Raw genomic sequence first — 18175 nt, forward strand, 5'->3', positions numbered from 1 at the left:
TCCAAAAGTTTTAATAATATCTGATTATATGAGTACCATATCATAAGCTCTAAAAAAATGAAAATCAGATTTTTCTGTTAATTAGACAAATTTTGATAAAACATAAAGCTTGACATTCTCGATATAGAGGGAGTATTTAAAATATAGGGTTTTTAACTAGTTGTCTATGATGTGGAACTAAATGAGAACGTCCTGTATCGTTTTATGTTATTAACAATTTAAAGCAATATCTTGTAATATAAGGTCTATGCAATGTGAGGATATCGATCAAACAGAAAAGGTATCCAATTGACGTCTTTTTTTCATCTACAGTCTAAAAAATTTAAGGTCACCTTCAAAGTATAAAGGTGACCTTAACCTAAACATATCGTCTCTTTTTAGTAAATCAGCCCTCAGATAGAACTAAATAACGTTTAACAACATTGTCATATTTCACGATTAAAATATCATCACGTTCTTTTACTGAATAAATCTTTGCGCCAATCGGTAATTGGTTAGCTGTACCATTTTTAAAATCCTCAGCTTTAGTGGCATTAAATTGTATCTCACCAATATATTTAACTTCATTAATATCAAGTTCATCGATCCATTCGATTTCGGTCATAAAAATGTTACCTTCCCATTGAAAAATATCTGCTTGGTTGTTCAATCTTAAAGCTTCAGCTGCGTCAGGTTTTTTAGAAGTATAAGTATCTTCTACGACTGACTCATTACAACCAACTAAAAATAAACTAAACAATATTATAAATAATAAGTAGTTTTTCGTTTTCAATATTTCACCCACTCAATTCAGTCGTAGGAATCCCTCAATTTTATTCAACCTCATTAATCAAAATCAATTATTTGATGTGGCATGCAAAGGTGTAATTTAATGAAAGAAGATCTCTTTCTACAATGGGTTCTCCACCTGCTTTTAGACACCTTTCACTTGCCAAATTAATTTCCTGTTGATTAAAAAATGATTGCACCCCAGTTAAAAACACTACGCCAAAAACAAGTAATAGACCAATTTTTAAAAATGGCCTTTTCATTTTATCGCTCCTTCTTTTAAACATGAAGTTCTCTAAATCAATACCAATGAATTCTTAACTTTTTAATTACCGTTTATGTTGATGGCTGTTATTTACAGTTTAATGGAAGAACATAGGGAAGTACATATTACGAAATTCCTTAAAACGTTTAATGTTTCTGTTGTTAAAGTATGAAATCTGGAGACAGGAAATGAATAGAGAAGGTTTGTTGACAAAGTGTATACGTTTGTATACACTAAAAATGTAATCGAGATTGTATACAAATGTATACAATGAGAGGGGAATGAACATGAGAAGTGAAAAAATGAAGGAGTTTAGAGAAGAGGGACATCATCGAGGGGGACGTCATAGAGGAAGAGATGGCTCTCATCAACGAGGCCCTAAAACTTTCCGTCGTGGAAGAGCTATTGCTTTTTTAGAGATGATGAATCTAAAGCGTGCAACGATTAAGCAACAATTAGAGCAACCAGAGTTTCAATCGATTCAGCCAATATTAGTGGGTGAATTAAAAGCTATTGATATGGTCATCAATGAATTCAGTCAATTATTTGAAATACATGAAAGTGAAACGCTGGATACACCCGACAGTCAAGAAGATGAAAAATCTTTAAACAATGATGAAGAAGGGAATAACTTAAATGAAAATAATTAATACTTACATTGATTCTGTGTTTCATTCGCAAGACTCTATTTTAGAGGAGGTTATTACATCCATTGAAGAAAACGGGATGCCCGCCATTTCTGTTTCTGCTTCCTCTGGAAAATTTTTAACAATGCTTGTCTCGATGACTGGCGCTAAAAACATTCTTGAAGTAGGGGCTCTCGGTGGCTATAGTGGAATTTGTCTAGCTAGAGGATTCGGCAGTGATGGAAAATTAACTTCTCTTGAATTAGAGGGAAAATACGCACAGTTAGCTTACAGTAATTTATCGAAGGCAGGTTTTGGTGAACAAGTGACCTATATGACGGGACCTGCATTGCAAAGCCTCGAAAAGCTGGAGCAGGCCAATGAGCGATTCGATTTTTTCTTTATTGATGCTGATAAGGATAATTATGAAAACTATTTAAATTATTGTGTGAAGTTAGCAAATCCCGATGCGATTATCGTTACGGATAATGTCCTTGCTAATGGGAGTGTGGCAGACCCAAATGCCCAACCAAAACGTTATACGGAATTAATGAAGAAATTCAATGTAGCGGTAGCGAACCACCCTCAATTAGAGTCGATTATTATTCCAATTGGTGATGGTATGACACTTTCAAAAGTGAAGAAGTAAGTACCCATCACGCACCTTTCTATTTTTTAATTGAAGATTTTAACGATGTAGCACCAATCTAAATAAAATTTCATTTTTATTTTCCTCCCAATTGAGGGGATTTGTTCTTATAATTTTATGTAACGAAAATCATAACATATAGTAATAGTGAAACAAAAAATAATAAAAGGGCCACAATAGTAGTGACCCATAGTATCAAGTCAGGAGGTGTAAGGCTAAGTTAGCTTAGCTTTACATTACTATAAATATGATGTAGAAGAAAATAAAGTTAGTTTTGTGCCTGCAAGATAGATTCATTTTTTATATCATCACAAAATCCTAGACTTAACTAATTTTAGTTCCGTTTGGGACAGGTTGGTCAAGCGTTAATAAAATCACATCGCCTTCTACAGGAACTCCACCAATCACTAAAACTTCAGATTTAAAGCCTGCCACACGACGAGGAGGGAAATTAACGATCGCTACTACTTGCTTATTAATAATTCCTTCTGGCGTGTAGCGTTTAGTAATTTGAGCAGAAGATTGTTTGATTCCAATATCATCCCCAAAATCAATTTTCATTTTAATGGCAGGAACCCTTGCTTTCGGAAGTTCCTCAGCTTGGATCACAGTACCAATTCTAATATCAAGATTCACGAAGTCTTCTATAGTGGCCATAAAAAATACTCCTTTATTTAATTTTCAATTTGTATAAACTCTTGTAAATTCTTTTCGATGAAATTATTTATTTTTTCTATAGTAGTTGGATAAATATTTTCGAACATCACATATAGCGATTCAAATGATGCATGGAGCTCTTTGTTATGATTTAATTCATCACGAGTGATTGAAAAATTCACTAATGTAGTAGGGTGATTATGTCTTGTAAGTTCTTGTTCAATTTTCTCAAGGAGTAAAAGAAAAGGTTCATCATGAAAATACTTAAAACATGCTTTGATAGCTGCCCAACTTTTAGGTTGAGCCATGAAATAAGCACTCCACCAGTAAAATTCAATAAGAGATTTACTAATATGGTTGTAATAAACATTAAACATAAATAATGCTCGTTGCCCTTCCGTAAGTTCCTCATAAAAATGTTCTTTCACACCGATATTTGTCTCTCTGGACATTCTTACCTTATAAACTTTAATGAGCGGTTCGAAGCACCTTTGACTTAGACTAGAGCAATTAAAATCAAAGTCTTCTTCCTTTACCTTTATTATCAAAATAATCACACTCCCTCCCAATAATATAACATTTTGGCAATGGGGTGTGCAGCGTTATTTACATTCATTTTGGATTGTTATTCGTATTGTATACAGTTAAAAGTAAAAAAATATAAGCATTTTTTAGTTTAAACCTCAAATAATAATATTAGAAATAATTATTTGCAGGAGGTGAAAACTTGAGGAAATATTATCTGCTGATTGCATTATGCATTTTCGGGATATTTTTATTTTTTGTAAATGAAAAATCCTTTGCAGATAAGGGGAGGAAATATTACGAGGAAGCAGGGCAAATTTTGTGGGATATTAATACGGATGAAAAAGTTATCGCCTTAACTTTTGATGATGGTCCTCATAAAAAGTACACACCTGCCATTTTAGATATATTAGACAAGTACAATGCTAAGGCCACATTTTTTATTGTGGGTGAAAATGCAGAAAAAAACCCAGAGCTTGCTTACCGTATACACGAAGAAGGTCACGAACTAGCCATTCACACATATACACATCCTTTTAGGACTAATATTTCCAATTTAATGAAAGAAATAAAACAAACACATGCAACAATTTATGGGATTACTGGATATGCTCCTGTCTTATTTAGACCAGTTAAAGGGCAATACACGGATTCCATGATTGATGCAATAGCAAAAGCAGGATATAAAGTTGTCATGTGGTCATGGCATTTAGATACATTTGATTGGAAAAGTCCTGGAGACAAGAAAATTACCAATACCGTTTTAAAAGGTGCAAAGCCAGGAAGTGTCGTGTTATTTCATGACGGCGGTGGAAATCGTGAACAAACAGTAAGGGCATTGGAAAAAATCTTACCAGAGCTTGAAAACCAGGGATATAAATTTGTAACGATTTCGGAGCTACTGGAGATTCAACAATTAAATAATAAGAGTGGAAAATAAAAAGCAAGGTTCAGTTCTAAATGTATTTTTGATCTGAGCCTTGCTTTTTGAATTTCGTTATAAAAATGGAATAAAGGTCTAGGGGATTGTATAATAAAATTCAGTATATTTAAAAAATAAGCTTTGTTAATGTTTGTTGTTGTGGTGGTTCCGCAAAGAAACGTGGAATAAGCATCGAACAAGTATGAGTTTTAGTTGCAAGGGACCGTGATAAGTTGATCTTTTCATAGACACTGGGAATGGGTAGATTAACAAAAGAACAATTGGACAAAGCCATCGGACTGTAGTATTAGTTAAATTTAATAAGGGGATGTCTTATGAAAAAGGTTGTACTTATTGGGTCGGGTGGGTCAGGGAAATCCACATTGGCAAGACAATTAGGTGAAAGGTTAAAAATAAAAGTTTATCATCTTGATACATTGTTTTGGAAACCTAATTGGGTAGGTGTTCCAAAAGATGAGCAAAGAACAATTCAAAATGATTTAGTTAAAAAAGAAGAATGGATTATTGATGGGAACTACGGTGGGACAATGGAGATTAGACTTAATACGGCTGATACAATAATCTTTCTTGATATTCCGAGAGCAATATGTGTCTTTCGTGCATTAGAAAGAATAATTAGGTATCGAAATAAAACAAGACCAGATATGGGAGAAGGTTGTGAAGAGAGATTTTCCTTTGAATTTTTTAAATGGATATGGCAATATCCAAAGACCAAAAGACCTAAAATTTTAGAAAGACTTGAACAGTTGTCTAAAGATAAAGAAGTTATTATCTTAAAATCACCAAAAGATGTTCAATATTTTTTAGAACAAGTGCAATAACTATCCTTCTTGTTTAACTAACGAGGTGCATTAGTTTAAGATGGAAGTTCTATTTTTTACACAACAGAGCCAAAAAATAAAAGAACGGAAGTGGGAAAAGATGAAACAAATTATTGCATTAGGAGGAGGAGGCTTTTCTATGGAGCCTCATAATCCATTATTAGATACATATATTTTACAGCAATCTAACAAAGCTAATCCTAAAATCTGTTTTGTTCCTACTGCAAGCGGAGATTCAGAAAATTATATTGCAGGATTTTATTCTTTTTTTAACTCACAACCATGTACTCCGTCTCACTTATCACTTTTTTCTCCCCCTACGCGAGATTTAGAAAGTTTTATTATGGAAAAAGATATCATTTATGTTGGGGGAGGAAATACTAAAAACCTTTTAGCTTTATGGAAGGAATGGTCGTTAGATAGCATTTTTAAGACTGCTTGGCATGAGGGAATCCTTTTAACAGGTATAAGTGCTGGCTCAATTTGTTGGTTTGAGGAAGGGATAACAGATTCATTCGGGGGAGATTTAGAGCCGATAAAATGTTTAGGGTTTCTTCCAGGTAGTAATTGTCCTCATTATGATGGAGAAATCAATCGAAGACCAGCTTATCATAATTTGGTGAAAGAAAATAAACTCTCATCTGGGATTGCCGTTGATGATGGAGTAGCCGTTCATTTTACCGATCAAGAAATTCATAAAATCGTTAGTTCAAAACCAAATGGGAAAGCCTATAAAGTCTTTTTGGATAAGGAGATCCATGAGGAAGAGTTAGCTGTGGAATATTTGGTCACTATAGATTAATAATATTTTACTATTAAAGATTATCATACCTTCAAAGAATAAGCCTATTCATGATTTTCCCATTTTGAATAGGCTTATTTATTTTTTAGAAGACAGACCGTCCTTACTGATGCACCTACTTTTTGAGAATCTTGTTTTTGTAGAAACAAAATAGGTAATCAAGCGTAAAATAAGGATAGGGGGGATTTGGGTGAAACATTTATTAATTGGTTTTTTCATATCTCTATGGGGTGTTTTAATATCAATAATTTTGTGGGGAATGGAAAAGAGTTATTTAGTTTCAGGCACGGTTGGCTGCATTTTCATTGTAATTTCAATGGTTTTTTCAGGGTCTATGGCCAGTGGGGATCGGATGAGGGCAAACTTTGCTACCGAAACTACAGAACATCGGAACGAACGTAATAAAATTACTATAAATTCCTTATACATTGCATTACCAAATATTATTGTTACGGTTTTATTTTATTATTTAAGTAAATGATGAAAAAACGCTCACAATTTTTGAGTACTATGGTTATATGAAAAAAATGAAAAAAGCTTCTGAATGGAAGTTGAAATTCAATAATAAAAGGTCACTCGGACAAAAGTGACCTTTTTGTTTTACTGTAGTCTGTTAGGCTGGTAAGTTATCCTACTATTACTATAGATGTTATTTAGCAATAGAGAGTATGGAATGATTGAATGTAACAATGATAATTAGCATTTACTTTTTTCATAAAAAATCTGAATAGTAGTAGAAAGCTGCATTAATAATGCATGAATGTTGTACCGACAATAATTAAAAGAATAAAGAGGACTACAATTAGGGCGAATGCTGAGCCGCCGCCATATCCGCCGCCGCCGCCGCAACCACCGCCGTAAGAGCCTCCGTAGTAACCACAATTACCACCAAAATTTCCACCAAAATTTCCACCGTAGTATCCCATAAAATATCCCCCCCTTCTACGTCTATAATATGTTTAGGTGTAGAAAGGAGGGGAGGTATTCATCTAGGTTTTACTCAGTTTGGTTTGAAAATTTGAAAAATTCATCATGAGGAATTACTCCAAAAAAAGGGACACCTATGCTAATGGTTCCTCGGATTTTTGAGGAAGTAGAGCATGTTACATTTGACATTAAGAGAAAAAACATTTTTAAAGAATAATAAAATTGAAACCATTACAAATTTCAATCGTATGAAATAAGGAAGTTTTTCGGAGGTGATTGTACTATGCCGTTTATTGCATGGGCAATACTAACTTTTTCAATTGTATGCTTCTTACCTTTTTTTATCTGGCTTTCTGCTAGTTATCTTGGAAATGGTGATCAATCAAAAAGAAAAAATAACTATTGGTTATTCTTGATGTTAGCTGGATTATTAAATTCATTGAATTTATTCTTGTTTAAGATTCAAGATACATATTTCTTGGTAGTAATAGTTATCATCATTATATTATCGAGCCTACACATGTTCTTCATCGTTCGGAAAGATAAAAGAAAGGCGATGGATTGACTAACAAAACGATTAAGAAATTTGTGCTACAGTACACAAAAAATATCCCCTTAAATTTAGACTAATTCAAGGGGATATTTTAAAAAATCTATAAAGTTCTTCGCTATCTCGAAGATTTGATTTTACCTCTGTTTTTTAAAATTTTTTCTGTTTCAATACCCGCGTTGAAAACGGACACTATCATAATAAAGAAAAATAGAATTTGAATGAACCTATCTGCTGTCCAATAGCCCAAATAATTCATAAATACAAGGATGACAAATAAAATAGCAGTAACAATGGTGGAACAAAGGCGTAATATACGAGACATTTTATATCCTCCTTTTCACATTAATAATATTATATTCTATGATTAACATGGAAAGGCGATTAAAAAGTATAAAAATAGCCTAAGCAAAACTCTTTTAAAGTGGTTTATTCATTATTTGTTTCAAGACCAAAGTTACTACGGTACCTAGACATATACAAATGGCATATATCATACCGCTAACGATACCCCAAAATTCTAGACCAAAAGGTAAAAGAAAAGTAGCAATACCTACTATGTATGAGAATAGTCCAAATAGCTTAGCTAGTTTATCTTTATCACCCAAAAAACTATCCTCTTGGTAACCCGCAATAAGCCACATTTTCTTCTTTATATGGATAAGAAAACCCATGAAAATAATGATTAAAGCAAGAACAATACAAGTAATATATCCAGCAATCATTTTCGTCACCACACTTTTTTAGTTCTAATAAATATACGAATATATCAAGAAAATGTTTTCCAAATTATTACTGAAGGTAATCTGTTTTTCGAAAGTATTCCATCATACAAAACTGAGATGACTCACACTAAATTAGAAAATGCTTAAATATTTATCAGTATAGGTATAAAAAATTAGGTGAGTTTAGATAACGATGAAAGAGAAGTAAAAAAGGGTCACTCGAACCAAAGTGACCCTAAACCACAAACTAGGAGGGCAAAGCTAAGTTAGCTTTACACTACTATTAATATGATTTGGTAGCTATGTTTGTATAGTGAAATGCCTGTGAATTAGTTTAAAAAATTTAATCTATAGGTGATATTTCAAAATTGTATATCTGTCACTTTTTCTACATGCTCTTCTTATGGAGATATTTGTAACAAGAATAGCGATATATCTCCTAATAACAATTAAGAAGGTTTGTTATCTAAAGCTGCTTGTAATACTACGTTTGCAAACTCATGGTCATTGATAACATAGAGTACTTCGTCCGGCTCAACCCAAATGCGCGAAATCGTTTCATGCTCACGAAGAAACGGGAGACAGTCTTGAACTTCCATACAATAAAACATTTGATAACCGATTAAGGGGTACTTCCCATCAACTTTGAATAAAGGATTCTCTTCGTGGCTGACTTCAATTGCTCCTATATAGTTGATATGACCCTTAACATAGCCTTCTTCAAATGCCTCTCTATGAAATGCTTCTTCAGGTGTTTCTCCTTTTTCCATATGACCTCCAGGAAAATTAAAGCCTCTCCCGTCGACATGAACTAACAAAATATTCCCGTTATAAAAACAAACCCCATGTACACTTGTTACGTTGCTGTAATCTTGAATACTTTTATTTGGTAACCACGTCAGTTTAAGATAATGTCCGCCCCAGTCTACGTAAGTTTGGTTGTTCATATGTTGCCCTCCTTTTAATAAATTAAGGAAATCATTATATTTCCATTTTAGTTAATTGAAAGATATGTTTATAGTCTTTATTAAAAATACATTTTTTGACACACAATAATAATCTGTCAAATTTAGGGGTAATCAAGGAATAAACTCGCAGGTGAGTGATGCTGGGGAATCATTAACTAAACAAAAATAAAAAAAGAGTCACATTTAACTAAGTGTGGCTTTTTCTTATGCATCTAATAGCTATGAATAGAAACAATGGCGGCTATCTTAATGCCAGCTAAGGAGTGGCCATGTTTGACTTAACTTTACGCAATGAAAGAGGTGGTACTATGCAATTAACAGATGGTACAAGGACTTATGATTCAGAAGTGATCGATGAAGCAGCGAAAAAATTACAACGAGATGAGCAGGAGCGAGAGATGTTGAATGCTTTTGCACGCTATGCCTACCTTCGATACAAGCAGATTCGAGATTGTGTAAACCCTCGTAAATGTAAATACATGAGGATTGATCAAGTGCGTGAACAATTAAAATCACCTGCGAAGCTAAGAAAAGTGAGCAGTCGATTTACCATTTCAGAAGAAGAAGTTCTTTACATCGTAGATTTTGTGAAAAAGTATTTGAAGTATGTCAAATAAATAATAATCTCCCGGTCAAAAAAATTAACCCGGGAGATTCTCATTTTACATAAACAGTCAGTTCATCCTCGAAGCGCCAGATCATTGATATTATGAAGGTATAAAATAGCTTCATTAAGATTCCTCCTTGTTGTATGTAATGTGTGACGTAACATGTGAGGGATTTTACTATGTCAAAAAAGATGTGAGAAACCTTTATAACACTAAAAAGGCTACTCACATCTTCTACTTATTCGATGAAATTTTCTGTCTTACGATAAACCATCGCTTCCATTGTTGCGCATAATTCATCGTTGCTCCAAACATGAATCCGATACCAGGCTAAACGGCGAGTTTTTTTTACTTCTTCTGCGAGGGCTGTTAGTGGGTGTCCTGCCAAGCCCGCGCTCATGTAATGGATGGTATTCGTTACACCGACAGCTGTCTTGCCGTATGAATTACTAGCTGCTGCAAATGCGTAGTCGGCTAAAGAAAAAATAATGCCACCATGTACAGTGCCATGTGTATTGAGCATATGAGGCGTTGGAGAAAGTGTCACTTTTGCAAAACCTGCTTTTAATTCTACTAATTCCATCCCTAAATGATTGGCGTAGGGTTCCTTTGATAAAGCTTCAAAAATTTCCTCATAATATTTTTCGTGTTGTTGAGCCTCTGTTAATGTCAATGAAAAATCCCCCCTTTTTAGAAGTTATAAAAATTTATTTCTACCAATCGTGTATATGTATAACATACGAGAATTATACATACAGTTTATAAACGGTTGGGATTAAAGTGAAATGCAAAATCGATTTAATATCTATTGTTGTTAAGTAACGTATGAACGTAGTTTTGTATAACTATTTTGATTCTTCTATCCATTTCCGTGTATTTATTTAATTAGCGCTTATTAATAGGGAATTTTGGGGGCTTTACAATCTTCTTTTCGTGTTTTTGAATAAAAAAGTATTTTAGAAAAAACGCTTGTAGACGACTAATTAACAAACTTTAAACAGAAAAATTAAAATATATTGACAATTCGGACAAATAAGTTTATCTTAATGTTAATTACGAAACTAATACTCTCGTTTTTTATTTGTTATATTAGATGAATTGTAATAGCATAAAGGGGGGCTAGGAAATGTATCATCTAGAAATAGAAACAGCTTCAAGGGGAGAAATGACAAGGATTCAGCTAGAGAGATTAAAAGCAACTGTTGAAAAAGTTTATAACAATACACCTTTCTACAAGGCACAGTTTGATGAGCTTGGGGTTAAACCAGCTGATATTCAAAGTTTAGAAGATATTCGCAAATTGCCATTTACTAAAAAAGTAAATTTACGTGAGCAATATCCATTTAAACTTTTTGCAGTACCTATGGATGATGTAGTCCGCATTCACGCCTCTTCGGGAACTAGTGGAAAGCCAACAATTGTTGGTTATACAAAAAATGATATCGAGATGTGGTCGGGACTTTTAGCTCGCGCTATTGTTACCGCAGGGGGACGCAAATCAGATATCTTTCATAATGCTTATGGATATGGTCTATTTACTGGGGGGTTGGGTTTACACTACGGAGCTGAGACTTTAGGCGCGGCAGTTGTACCGATCTCAGGTGGAAATACAGAACGTCAAATTACATTAATTGAAGATTTTAAACCACGAGGAATCGCAGGTACACCTTCTTATATTTTAACCGTCGCTGAAAAGATGGAGGAAATGGGAATTGATCCAGCGGCGAATGGGATTGAATATGGAATTTTTGGAGCGGAGCCTTGGTCAGAGGAAATGCGTCGTGCTATAGAAAATAAATTTAAAATTCGAGCAATGGATATTTATGGTTTAAGTGAAGTGCTAGGTCCAGGTGTATCGATCGAATGCTACGAAGCGCAAGAAGGTTTACATATAGCTGAAGATCATTTCTTAGTTGAAGTTATTGATCCGGATACATTAGAGCCTGTAGCTGATGGAGAATACGGAGAATTGGTTATCACAAGTTTAACGAAGGAAGCGTTACCAATTATTCGTTATCGTACAGGTGATATTACATCGATTACACGTGAAAAATGTAAATGTGGACGTACAACAATGCGTATGGCACGTGTTAAGGGACGTACAGATGACATGCTAATTATTCGTGGAGTAAATGTTTTTCCATCTGAAATCGAGCGTGAGTTATTGCAAATTGAAGGGTTGGCGCCTCACTATCAAATCCATTTATTGAAAAAAGGAAATATGGATGCTATTGAACTACATGTTGAGTTAACACCGAAGTTATATGAAAAGGTAGCAGGTGACCTAAACCATCCGTTAATACAATTACTAACGAAGGAAATCAAGCACGATTTAAAAAATGCCTGCTTAATTTCCGTTATTCTTGTCATTGAAAATATCGGTTCTATTCCACGCTCTGAAGGAAAGGCAATTCGTGTCATTGATAGAAGAATGGAGCGGAAGGAGGTTCTTCAATGATTGATACTGAGCAAGTAAAAGATGTGACCATTATAGGTGGGGGTCCTGTTGGTATGTTTGCAGCCTTCTATGGTGGTATGCGAGGCATGAGCGTCAAAATTCTTGAAAGTCTTCCTCACTTGGGCGGCCAGTTAGTTGCTCTATATCCAGAAAAATATATTTATGATATTGCGGGTTTTCCGAAAATTCGCGCGCAAGATCTTATCAATAATTTAAAAGAACAAATGAATACTTTCCCAGTGGATGTCTGTACGAAAGAATCTGTACAAACAATCGAAAAAGATGAAAATGGTATTTTCAAGATTGTTACCACTAAAAGTACGCATTATTCTCGCACTATACTGATCACTGCTGGAAACGGTGCATTTAAAGTTCGTACGCTTGAATTAGATGGGGAAGAAAAGTATGCACAACGTAATTTACATTATTTCATTCAGGATCTCAATACATTTAAAGATCGAAATGTGATGGTTTTCGGTGGTGGTGATTCAGCGGTCGATTGGGCGATGATGCTAGAACCAATTGCTAAAAAAGTCTCTATTGTCCATAGACGTGATAAATTCCGTGCACATGAACATAGCGTAGAAAACTTAATGCAATCATCTGTTGAGGTGATCACACCTTATATACCTGAAGAACTTATAGGGGAAGATTGCATTACACATGTTAAATTAAAGCATGCAAAAGACGAAACGCAACAACCAATCTATGGAGTCGATGATATTATCGTGAACTTTGGTTTTGTTTCCTCTTTAGGTGCCATTAAAGATTGGGGCTTAGAAATTTACAAAAACTCCATCATCGTTAATTCACGTATGGAAACGAACATTCCAGGTATTTATGCGGCAGGTGATATTTGCACATATGATGGGAAAGTAAAGTTAATTGTTAGTGGGTTTGGAGAGGCACCTACTGCTATTAGTAACGCAAAAGTCTACATTGATCCAACATCTAAAGTGCAGCCGTTGCATAGTACGAGTCTAATGGAGGAAAAAAAGAAACAACTTACCTAATGTTACAGGTTGGTGAAAGGAATGAGTATATGCCGAAATTCACTAGAGTAGATCAAGATACATGTATTGCTTGTGGGGCATGTGGCGCATCGGCTCCGGATATTTTTGACTATAATGAAGAAGGATTAGCCTTTGTTATTTTAGACAACAACAAAGGTTGTAAAGAAGTTCCTATTGATTTATATGATGATTTAGAGGATGCGATGGAAGGATGTCCAACAGAATCAATTAAAGTAGCAAACGATAATAAGATCTTGTTGGAAGTGTGATTTTTTTTGCCCTCAAACATAACATAATAGTAACGATTATCGGAATATGGTTATATAAGGAGGCTTTTAGTATGAGTGTTGTTACTCAATTATCTGAACAAGAATTACAAGAGCAATTCGAGGCGCGGATTGCTGCAGGTGAAAAGATTGAAGTAGATGATTGGATGCCAGAAGAATATCGCTTAGCACTAATCAAATTAATTTCGATGCATGGTATTAGTGAAATTATGGGTGCTCTTCCTGAGAAAGAATGGGTTCCGAAAGCACCAACTTTATATCGAAAGCTAGGCATTATGGCAAAGGTTCAAGATGAGATGGGGCATGGTCAATTATTATTACGCGTAGCAGAGGATTTGCTTAAACCATATGGTAAAAATCGCGGCGATTTAATGATTGATTTATTCGAAGGACGTCTAAAGTTCCACAACGTATTCCATATGGAATCAAAATCGTGGGGGGATGCCGGGTTAATTGGCTGGCTTGTTGACGGCGCTGCCATTATATCTCAAACCAACATGTTAGGTGCTTCATACGGGCCTTATGCGCGAGCTTTACAACGTATTTGTGCGGAAGAAGTATTCCATGCACAACACGGTGAAGCCATTATTATGGCATTGGTAGAAGGTACAACTGAACAGCGTGAGCTTGTCCAAGATGCGTTAAATCGTTGGTGGGAATCACTATTATTTTTCTTTGGCCCAGCGACCAAAGACACAACAGGTACCAGCAAACAAGATGTAACCATCAAATATAAAATTCGTGTCAATACGAATGAAGAGCTACGACAAAGCTTTTTATCTAAATACATTCCTCGTATTCAATCGATCGGCTTAACTGTGCCAGATCCAACTTTGCACTTTGATGAAGCGCAAAATAAATGGATTTACCAAGAGCCAAACTGGGAAAATTTCAAAAAAATCCAGCGCAACGAAGGTCCTTGTTCACAAGAACGCTTAGCACTTCGTCGTTCATCCTATGAAAATAACGCTTGGGTACGAGAAGCGTTATCAGCTCTAGTAAATTAACTCTATAGAGAGGAGGGATCATCGTGGAAAAACAATCTTTCTATCAGGAATTTGAAGTATTTAGCAAACGAACACCAACATCAAATTTTCAACATCAGTTTAGCCTTTTAGCACCAAATGGAGAAATGGCGTTAGTGATGGCACAGGAAAACTTTATGCGTCGGGAGCCTGTAGTGGACATTTGGGTCGTCAATCGCAAACATATACACGGCCTTACTCAAGACAATAAACAAGCGCTACAAAGACTAGACAATAAAGAGTACCGTACAACAAAAGGCTACGGCTATTTAAAGAAAAAATGGCGCCACTATGAACAAGTCATGCTGGATGAAAAAGAAATACTATCTTGGGCCGGAGGAGGGAAGAAAGATGGATAACGAAGTAACGCCTGAATATAAAAAGGCAATCATTACATTACTTTATCAATTAGCGGATGATGATTACTTATTCTCTTATCGTGGCTCTGAGTGGCTTGGGCTGGCGCCGCATATTGAGGAAGATGTAGCATTCTCGTCCATTACTCAAGATACAATGGGGCACGCAAAATTATACTACACTCTTTTAGAAGAACTTGGCGAAGGCGCTGTAGATTCATTAGCACAGCTTCGGCCAAGAGAAGAGCGTTGTAACAGCCTACTCGTAGAACGCCCGAACGGAGAAGGTTACTACAAAGAAGCGCCGAATTATGACTGGGGATACGCAGTAGCACGTAATTTTATTTATACAACTGCGAAAAAAGCGAAGATGGATGCACTAAAAGCTAGCAGTTATGTGCCTATCCGAGAAGTAGCTGTGAAAATTAGTACTGAACTATATTATCATCAGATGCACTGGACAACATGGTTTACACAATTGTTTACAGCAACAGAAGAATCACGTTCACGCTTGATGGCAGCATTACAAGAAGTAATTAAAGATGCCGGTGATTTATTGTCATATGGCAAAGCAGCTAGTCATATAACATCATGTGAGTTAATTGAGCAAGAAGCGGCCGTGAAAGAACGTTGGTTGGCCATTGTAACACCAACTTTTAAAGCTGTAGAAATCGCTATACCTGTATTGCCAAAACCGATTATTAATGGTCGCAATGGCCAACATACAGACGATTTAACATCGGCAATCGAAACGATGTCAGAGGTGTATCGATCTGATTTGACGGCGAGCTGGTAATGATCAATTGCGATAAAAGGGGGATAACGATGACAACTACGGGTCTGCACGAAGCGAACATCTATGAGGTACTCGATACAGTGAAGGACCCTGAAATTGATACGGTGAGTATTATGGACCTTGGCATGATTGAGCGTGTGCAAGTAAATAATGGCCATATTCGTATTGAAGTGCTACCAACATTTTCAGGATGTCCTGCGTTGACAATTATTCAACAAAATATAAAAAAAGCAGTCGAACAACTAGAAGACGTTCGTGAAGTGAGTGTCGTGTTTATAAATCATCCTACCTGGACTTCTGATCGTGTAACAGAAAAGGGACGAGAAGGACTAAAGCAATTCGGTATTGCTCCACCGCCTCGTTTTTTACAAGTAGACGGCTCTTGGCATGTAGACTGCCCGTATTGTGGTTCAACGTATGTCACGCTTGAAAATATTTTTGGTCCAACAGCTTGTCGTAGTATTTTATATTGCAAAAGCTGTAAAAATCCATTTGAAGCAATGAAAATAATTTCTACTTCTATGTAGACTAAGGAGCGTATTTTAAAATGGCAAAATTAATCGCGTTATATAAACACCCTGTTGATAAAGTGGCATTTGATGAGCATTATGAAAAGGTTCATACTCCGATTACTGCGAAAATCCCAGGCTTACGAGAAATGAAAGTGACAAAATTTAATGCAACTCCAATGGGCACAGAAACACCGTACTACTTAATGTGTGAAATGACATACGATAGTGCAGAAGATTTAAAGCTTGGACTACGGTCACCGGAAGGGAAAGCGTCGGGCAAAGATTTAATGAGCTTTGCGAGCGATATCGTCACATTAATAATCGGTGAAGATGCGTAATGACAGCATTCACATTTATTGAAGAAACAATTGACAGTGGGATAGGTTATATCTACTTAAACCGCCCTCGCCAATACAATTCATTAAATCGTGCCATGGTACGTGAAATTGTGCAGGCGATGGAATTGTTTGATCGTGACGAAGACGTGAAGGTCATCGTAATAGCCGGAAATGGAAAAGCGTTTTCATCCGGTGCAGATATTGATGAAATGGCGGCAGACAACACGGTTCGATTAGAGCTTTTAAATCAGTTCGCTGATTGGGATCGTATAGGGCAGATTAAAAAGCCTATTATCGGTAGTGTCAAAGGATTCGTTTTCGGAGGTGGCTTTGAATTAGCCCTTTGCTGTGATGTATTAATCGCGGCAGAGGGAACAGAATTTAGCTTCCCAGAAATAAATCTTGGCGTCATGCCTGGTGCGGGTGGTACACAGCGCTTAACAAAATTAGTAGGACGAACAAAAGCATTAGAGTGGATTTGGAGCGCAGCTAGGATTACTGCTGCTGATGCGCTCACATATGGCATCATCAACAAGGTTGTGCAACCAGAGATCTTAATAGAAGAAACCCATAAAATGGCGACGATGTTTGCACAAAAACCTGCTTTTGCTTTACGTCTTATTAAAGAAGCTGTCAACAAAGCTGTAGATTACTCGCTTTATGAAGGTATGCAGTTTGAACGGAAAAATTTCTCTTTACTATTCTCTTCAGAAGATCAAAAAGAAGGTATGCAAGCATTTGTTGAAAAACGTCAACCGAACTTTAAGGGGAGATAATTATGTTTGAAACCATTCAATACGAACTAAAAGAATCCGTAGCTTATATTTCATTAAATCGTCCAGAAACATTAAATGCATTCATTGCGCAAATGAATCATGAAATTCGTACTGCTGTTAAACAAGCATCTATAAATGATGATGTACGATGCATTGTAATTCGTGGTGAAGGACGTGCATTTTGTTCGGGTCAAGATCTTTCAGTTATTGGTGAAGATACAAAACTTGGTGATATTTTAACAGATGACTATGGTCCGATGGTTCAACAGTTACATAACTGTGAAAAACCGATTATCGCAGCTATAAATGGTGCAGCTGCAGGTGCTGGCTTTAGTTTAGCGCTTGCTGCGGACTTCCGATTAATGTCGGAAAATTCCTTCTTTATGAATGCCTTTATTCATGTAGGCCTAATTCCGGATTCAGGGAATTTATACTTTTTGAAACGATTAGTTGGCGATGCTAAAGCACTTGAAATTTCTGTGCTCGGTCAACGTATTAAATCAGAGGAAGCTAGACAATTAGGTTTAACAACTGCTGTCTATAGCAATGAAACATTTGAAGATGAGGTCCATACATTCGCGCAACAGATTGTCAAGTTACCAACAAAAGCAATCGGCCTTATTAAACGGAATATCAAGGCAGCAGAACACTTAAAGTTCGAAGACTTCCTTGTTTACGAAGCACAAAGCCAAAGTATCGCCGGAGCGACGGATGACCATCAAGAAGGTATGAAAGCATTTGCAGAAAAAAGACAGCCTCAATTTAATGGCCAATAAAAAG

The 18175-nt window shown here is 35.8% G+C and carries 26 protein-coding genes; 17 read left to right on the forward strand and 9 right to left on the reverse strand.

Features of this window, described 5'->3' with window-relative positions:
• Positions 1 to 385: 385 nt before the first annotated feature.
• Both ACQKN2_RS19255 and ACQKN2_RS19260 read right to left on the reverse strand, forming a co-directional pair.
• Positions 386 to 772 (reverse strand): hypothetical protein, encoded by a 387-nt coding sequence (locus ACQKN2_RS19255; protein ID WP_427416369.1) that lies wholly within the window; start codon positions 770 to 772, stop codon positions 386 to 388.
• A 67-nt stretch (positions 773 to 839) separates the two neighbouring features.
• Positions 840 to 1031, reverse strand: coding sequence for a hypothetical protein (locus ACQKN2_RS19260; RefSeq protein ID WP_349658344.1), 192 nt, complete (start codon positions 1029 to 1031; stop codon positions 840 to 842).
• Between the two features lie 289 nt (positions 1032 to 1320).
• On the opposite strand from ACQKN2_RS19260, the gene ACQKN2_RS19265 reads away from it, so the two are divergent.
• Positions 1321 to 1683, forward strand: a complete 363-nt coding sequence (locus ACQKN2_RS19265) for a hypothetical protein (protein WP_427416370.1) — start codon at positions 1321 to 1323, stop codon at positions 1681 to 1683.
• The gene (locus ACQKN2_RS19270) at positions 1670 to 2308 is read left to right on the forward strand and encodes an O-methyltransferase (RefSeq protein ID WP_427416371.1); all 639 of its coding nucleotides are present in this window, start codon (positions 1670 to 1672) and stop codon (positions 2306 to 2308) included. Before ACQKN2_RS19265 ends, ACQKN2_RS19270 begins: the two co-directional genes overlap by 14 nt.
• 324 nt (positions 2309 to 2632) lie before the next feature.
• Here ACQKN2_RS19270 and csaA read toward each other — a convergent pair whose 3' ends face one another.
• Both csaA and ACQKN2_RS19280 read right to left on the reverse strand, forming a co-directional pair.
• Entirely contained in the window at positions 2633 to 2965 is a 333-nt protein-coding gene (csaA, locus tag ACQKN2_RS19275) for a chaperone CsaA (protein ID WP_427416372.1), read from the reverse strand.
• Positions 2966 to 2982: 17 nt separating this feature from the next.
• Positions 2983 to 3513 carry a hypothetical protein gene (locus tag ACQKN2_RS19280; RefSeq protein WP_427416373.1) on the reverse strand — a complete coding sequence of 177 codons (531 nt, stop codon included), beginning with the start codon at positions 3511 to 3513 and terminating at the stop codon, positions 2983 to 2985.
• A gap of 179 nt (positions 3514 to 3692) precedes the next feature.
• Here ACQKN2_RS19280 and ACQKN2_RS19285 point away from each other — a divergent pair, with 179 nt between their 5' ends.
• From ACQKN2_RS19285 to ACQKN2_RS19300, 4 genes are all read left to right on the forward strand, one after another.
• Positions 3693 to 4430 (forward strand): polysaccharide deacetylase family protein, encoded by a 738-nt coding sequence (locus tag ACQKN2_RS19285; RefSeq protein ID WP_427416374.1) that lies wholly within the window; start codon positions 3693 to 3695, stop codon positions 4428 to 4430.
• A gap of 317 nt (positions 4431 to 4747) precedes the next feature.
• Positions 4748 to 5254: a DNA topology modulation protein gene (locus ACQKN2_RS19290; RefSeq protein WP_427416375.1), complete on the forward strand. Its 507-nt coding sequence runs from the start codon at positions 4748 to 4750 to the stop codon at positions 5252 to 5254.
• 100 nt (positions 5255 to 5354) lie between these two features.
• Positions 5355 to 6056, forward strand: coding sequence for a Type 1 glutamine amidotransferase-like domain-containing protein (locus ACQKN2_RS19295; protein WP_427416415.1), 702 nt, complete (start codon positions 5355 to 5357; stop codon positions 6054 to 6056).
• Between the two features lie 190 nt (positions 6057 to 6246).
• The gene (locus ACQKN2_RS19300; protein WP_427416376.1) at positions 6247 to 6537 is read left to right on the forward strand and encodes a DUF5316 domain-containing protein; all 291 of its coding nucleotides are present in this window, start codon (positions 6247 to 6249) and stop codon (positions 6535 to 6537) included.
• Positions 6538 to 6802: 265 nt separating this feature from the next.
• Here the strand turns inward: ACQKN2_RS19300 and ACQKN2_RS19305 are convergent, their stop codons facing one another.
• From ACQKN2_RS19305 to ACQKN2_RS19320, 4 genes are all read right to left on the reverse strand, one after another.
• Positions 6803 to 6982 (reverse strand): YjcZ family sporulation protein, encoded by a 180-nt coding sequence (locus tag ACQKN2_RS19305; RefSeq protein WP_427416377.1) that lies wholly within the window; start codon positions 6980 to 6982, stop codon positions 6803 to 6805.
• Between the two features lie 669 nt (positions 6983 to 7651).
• Positions 7652 to 7858, reverse strand: coding sequence for a hypothetical protein (locus ACQKN2_RS19310; protein WP_427416378.1), 207 nt, complete (start codon positions 7856 to 7858; stop codon positions 7652 to 7654).
• A gap of 94 nt (positions 7859 to 7952) precedes the next feature.
• Complete coding sequence (locus ACQKN2_RS19315) at positions 7953 to 8258, reverse strand: DUF3784 domain-containing protein (RefSeq protein WP_427416379.1); 306 nt, start codon at positions 8256 to 8258, stop codon at positions 7953 to 7955.
• Between the two features lie 449 nt (positions 8259 to 8707).
• On the reverse strand, positions 8708 to 9205 hold the full coding sequence (locus tag ACQKN2_RS19320) for an NUDIX hydrolase (RefSeq protein WP_427416380.1): 498 nt from the start codon (positions 9203 to 9205) through the stop codon (positions 8708 to 8710).
• Between the two features lie 290 nt (positions 9206 to 9495).
• On the opposite strand from ACQKN2_RS19320, the gene ACQKN2_RS19325 reads away from it, so the two are divergent.
• Positions 9496 to 9843, forward strand: coding sequence for a hypothetical protein (locus ACQKN2_RS19325; protein WP_427416381.1), 348 nt, complete (start codon positions 9496 to 9498; stop codon positions 9841 to 9843).
• A 229-nt stretch (positions 9844 to 10072) separates the two neighbouring features.
• Here ACQKN2_RS19325 and ACQKN2_RS19330 read toward each other — a convergent pair whose 3' ends face one another.
• The gene (locus ACQKN2_RS19330) at positions 10073 to 10507 is read right to left on the reverse strand and encodes a PaaI family thioesterase (protein WP_427416382.1); all 435 of its coding nucleotides are present in this window, start codon (positions 10505 to 10507) and stop codon (positions 10073 to 10075) included.
• 453 nt (positions 10508 to 10960) lie between these two features.
• Here ACQKN2_RS19330 and ACQKN2_RS19335 point away from each other — a divergent pair, with 453 nt between their 5' ends.
• From ACQKN2_RS19335 to ACQKN2_RS19380, 10 genes are all read left to right on the forward strand, one after another.
• Positions 10961 to 12292: a phenylacetate--CoA ligase family protein gene (locus tag ACQKN2_RS19335; protein WP_427416383.1), complete on the forward strand. Its 1332-nt coding sequence runs from the start codon at positions 10961 to 10963 to the stop codon at positions 12290 to 12292.
• Positions 12289 to 13305 carry an NAD(P)/FAD-dependent oxidoreductase gene (locus ACQKN2_RS19340; RefSeq protein ID WP_427416384.1) on the forward strand — a complete coding sequence of 339 codons (1017 nt, stop codon included), beginning with the start codon at positions 12289 to 12291 and terminating at the stop codon, positions 13303 to 13305. Before ACQKN2_RS19335 ends, ACQKN2_RS19340 begins: the two co-directional genes overlap by 4 nt.
• 29 nt (positions 13306 to 13334) lie before the next feature.
• On the forward strand, positions 13335 to 13574 hold the full coding sequence (locus ACQKN2_RS19345) for a ferredoxin (protein WP_427416385.1): 240 nt from the start codon (positions 13335 to 13337) through the stop codon (positions 13572 to 13574).
• 71 nt (positions 13575 to 13645) lie between these two features.
• Positions 13646 to 14599 (forward strand): 1,2-phenylacetyl-CoA epoxidase subunit PaaA, encoded by a 954-nt coding sequence (gene paaA, locus ACQKN2_RS19350; RefSeq protein ID WP_427416386.1) that lies wholly within the window; start codon positions 13646 to 13648, stop codon positions 14597 to 14599.
• 23 nt (positions 14600 to 14622) lie between these two features.
• Positions 14623 to 14976: a 1,2-phenylacetyl-CoA epoxidase subunit PaaB gene (gene paaB, locus ACQKN2_RS19355; RefSeq protein WP_427416387.1), complete on the forward strand. Its 354-nt coding sequence runs from the start codon at positions 14623 to 14625 to the stop codon at positions 14974 to 14976.
• On the forward strand, positions 14969 to 15769 hold the full coding sequence (gene paaC / locus ACQKN2_RS19360) for a 1,2-phenylacetyl-CoA epoxidase subunit PaaC (protein ID WP_427416388.1): 801 nt from the start codon (positions 14969 to 14971) through the stop codon (positions 15767 to 15769). The genes paaB and paaC overlap by 8 nt, the downstream gene beginning before the upstream one ends.
• A gap of 29 nt (positions 15770 to 15798) precedes the next feature.
• Positions 15799 to 16296 (forward strand): 1,2-phenylacetyl-CoA epoxidase subunit PaaD, encoded by a 498-nt coding sequence (gene paaD / locus ACQKN2_RS19365; protein ID WP_427416389.1) that lies wholly within the window; start codon positions 15799 to 15801, stop codon positions 16294 to 16296.
• Between the two features lie 20 nt (positions 16297 to 16316).
• Positions 16317 to 16619, forward strand: coding sequence for an EthD family reductase (locus ACQKN2_RS19370; protein WP_323649746.1), 303 nt, complete (start codon positions 16317 to 16319; stop codon positions 16617 to 16619).
• The gene (locus ACQKN2_RS19375; protein WP_427416390.1) at positions 16619 to 17395 is read left to right on the forward strand and encodes an enoyl-CoA hydratase/isomerase family protein; all 777 of its coding nucleotides are present in this window, start codon (positions 16619 to 16621) and stop codon (positions 17393 to 17395) included. Before ACQKN2_RS19370 ends, ACQKN2_RS19375 begins: the two co-directional genes overlap by 1 nt.
• A 2-nt stretch (positions 17396 to 17397) precedes the next feature.
• Complete coding sequence (locus ACQKN2_RS19380; RefSeq protein ID WP_427416391.1) at positions 17398 to 18171, forward strand: enoyl-CoA hydratase-related protein; 774 nt, start codon at positions 17398 to 17400, stop codon at positions 18169 to 18171.
• Positions 18172 to 18175 lie beyond the last annotated feature (4 nt).

This window comes from Lysinibacillus sp. NPDC093688, assembly GCF_050280145.1.
Lineage (GTDB): Bacteria > Bacillota > Bacilli > Bacillales_A > Planococcaceae > Lysinibacillus > Lysinibacillus xylanilyticus_B.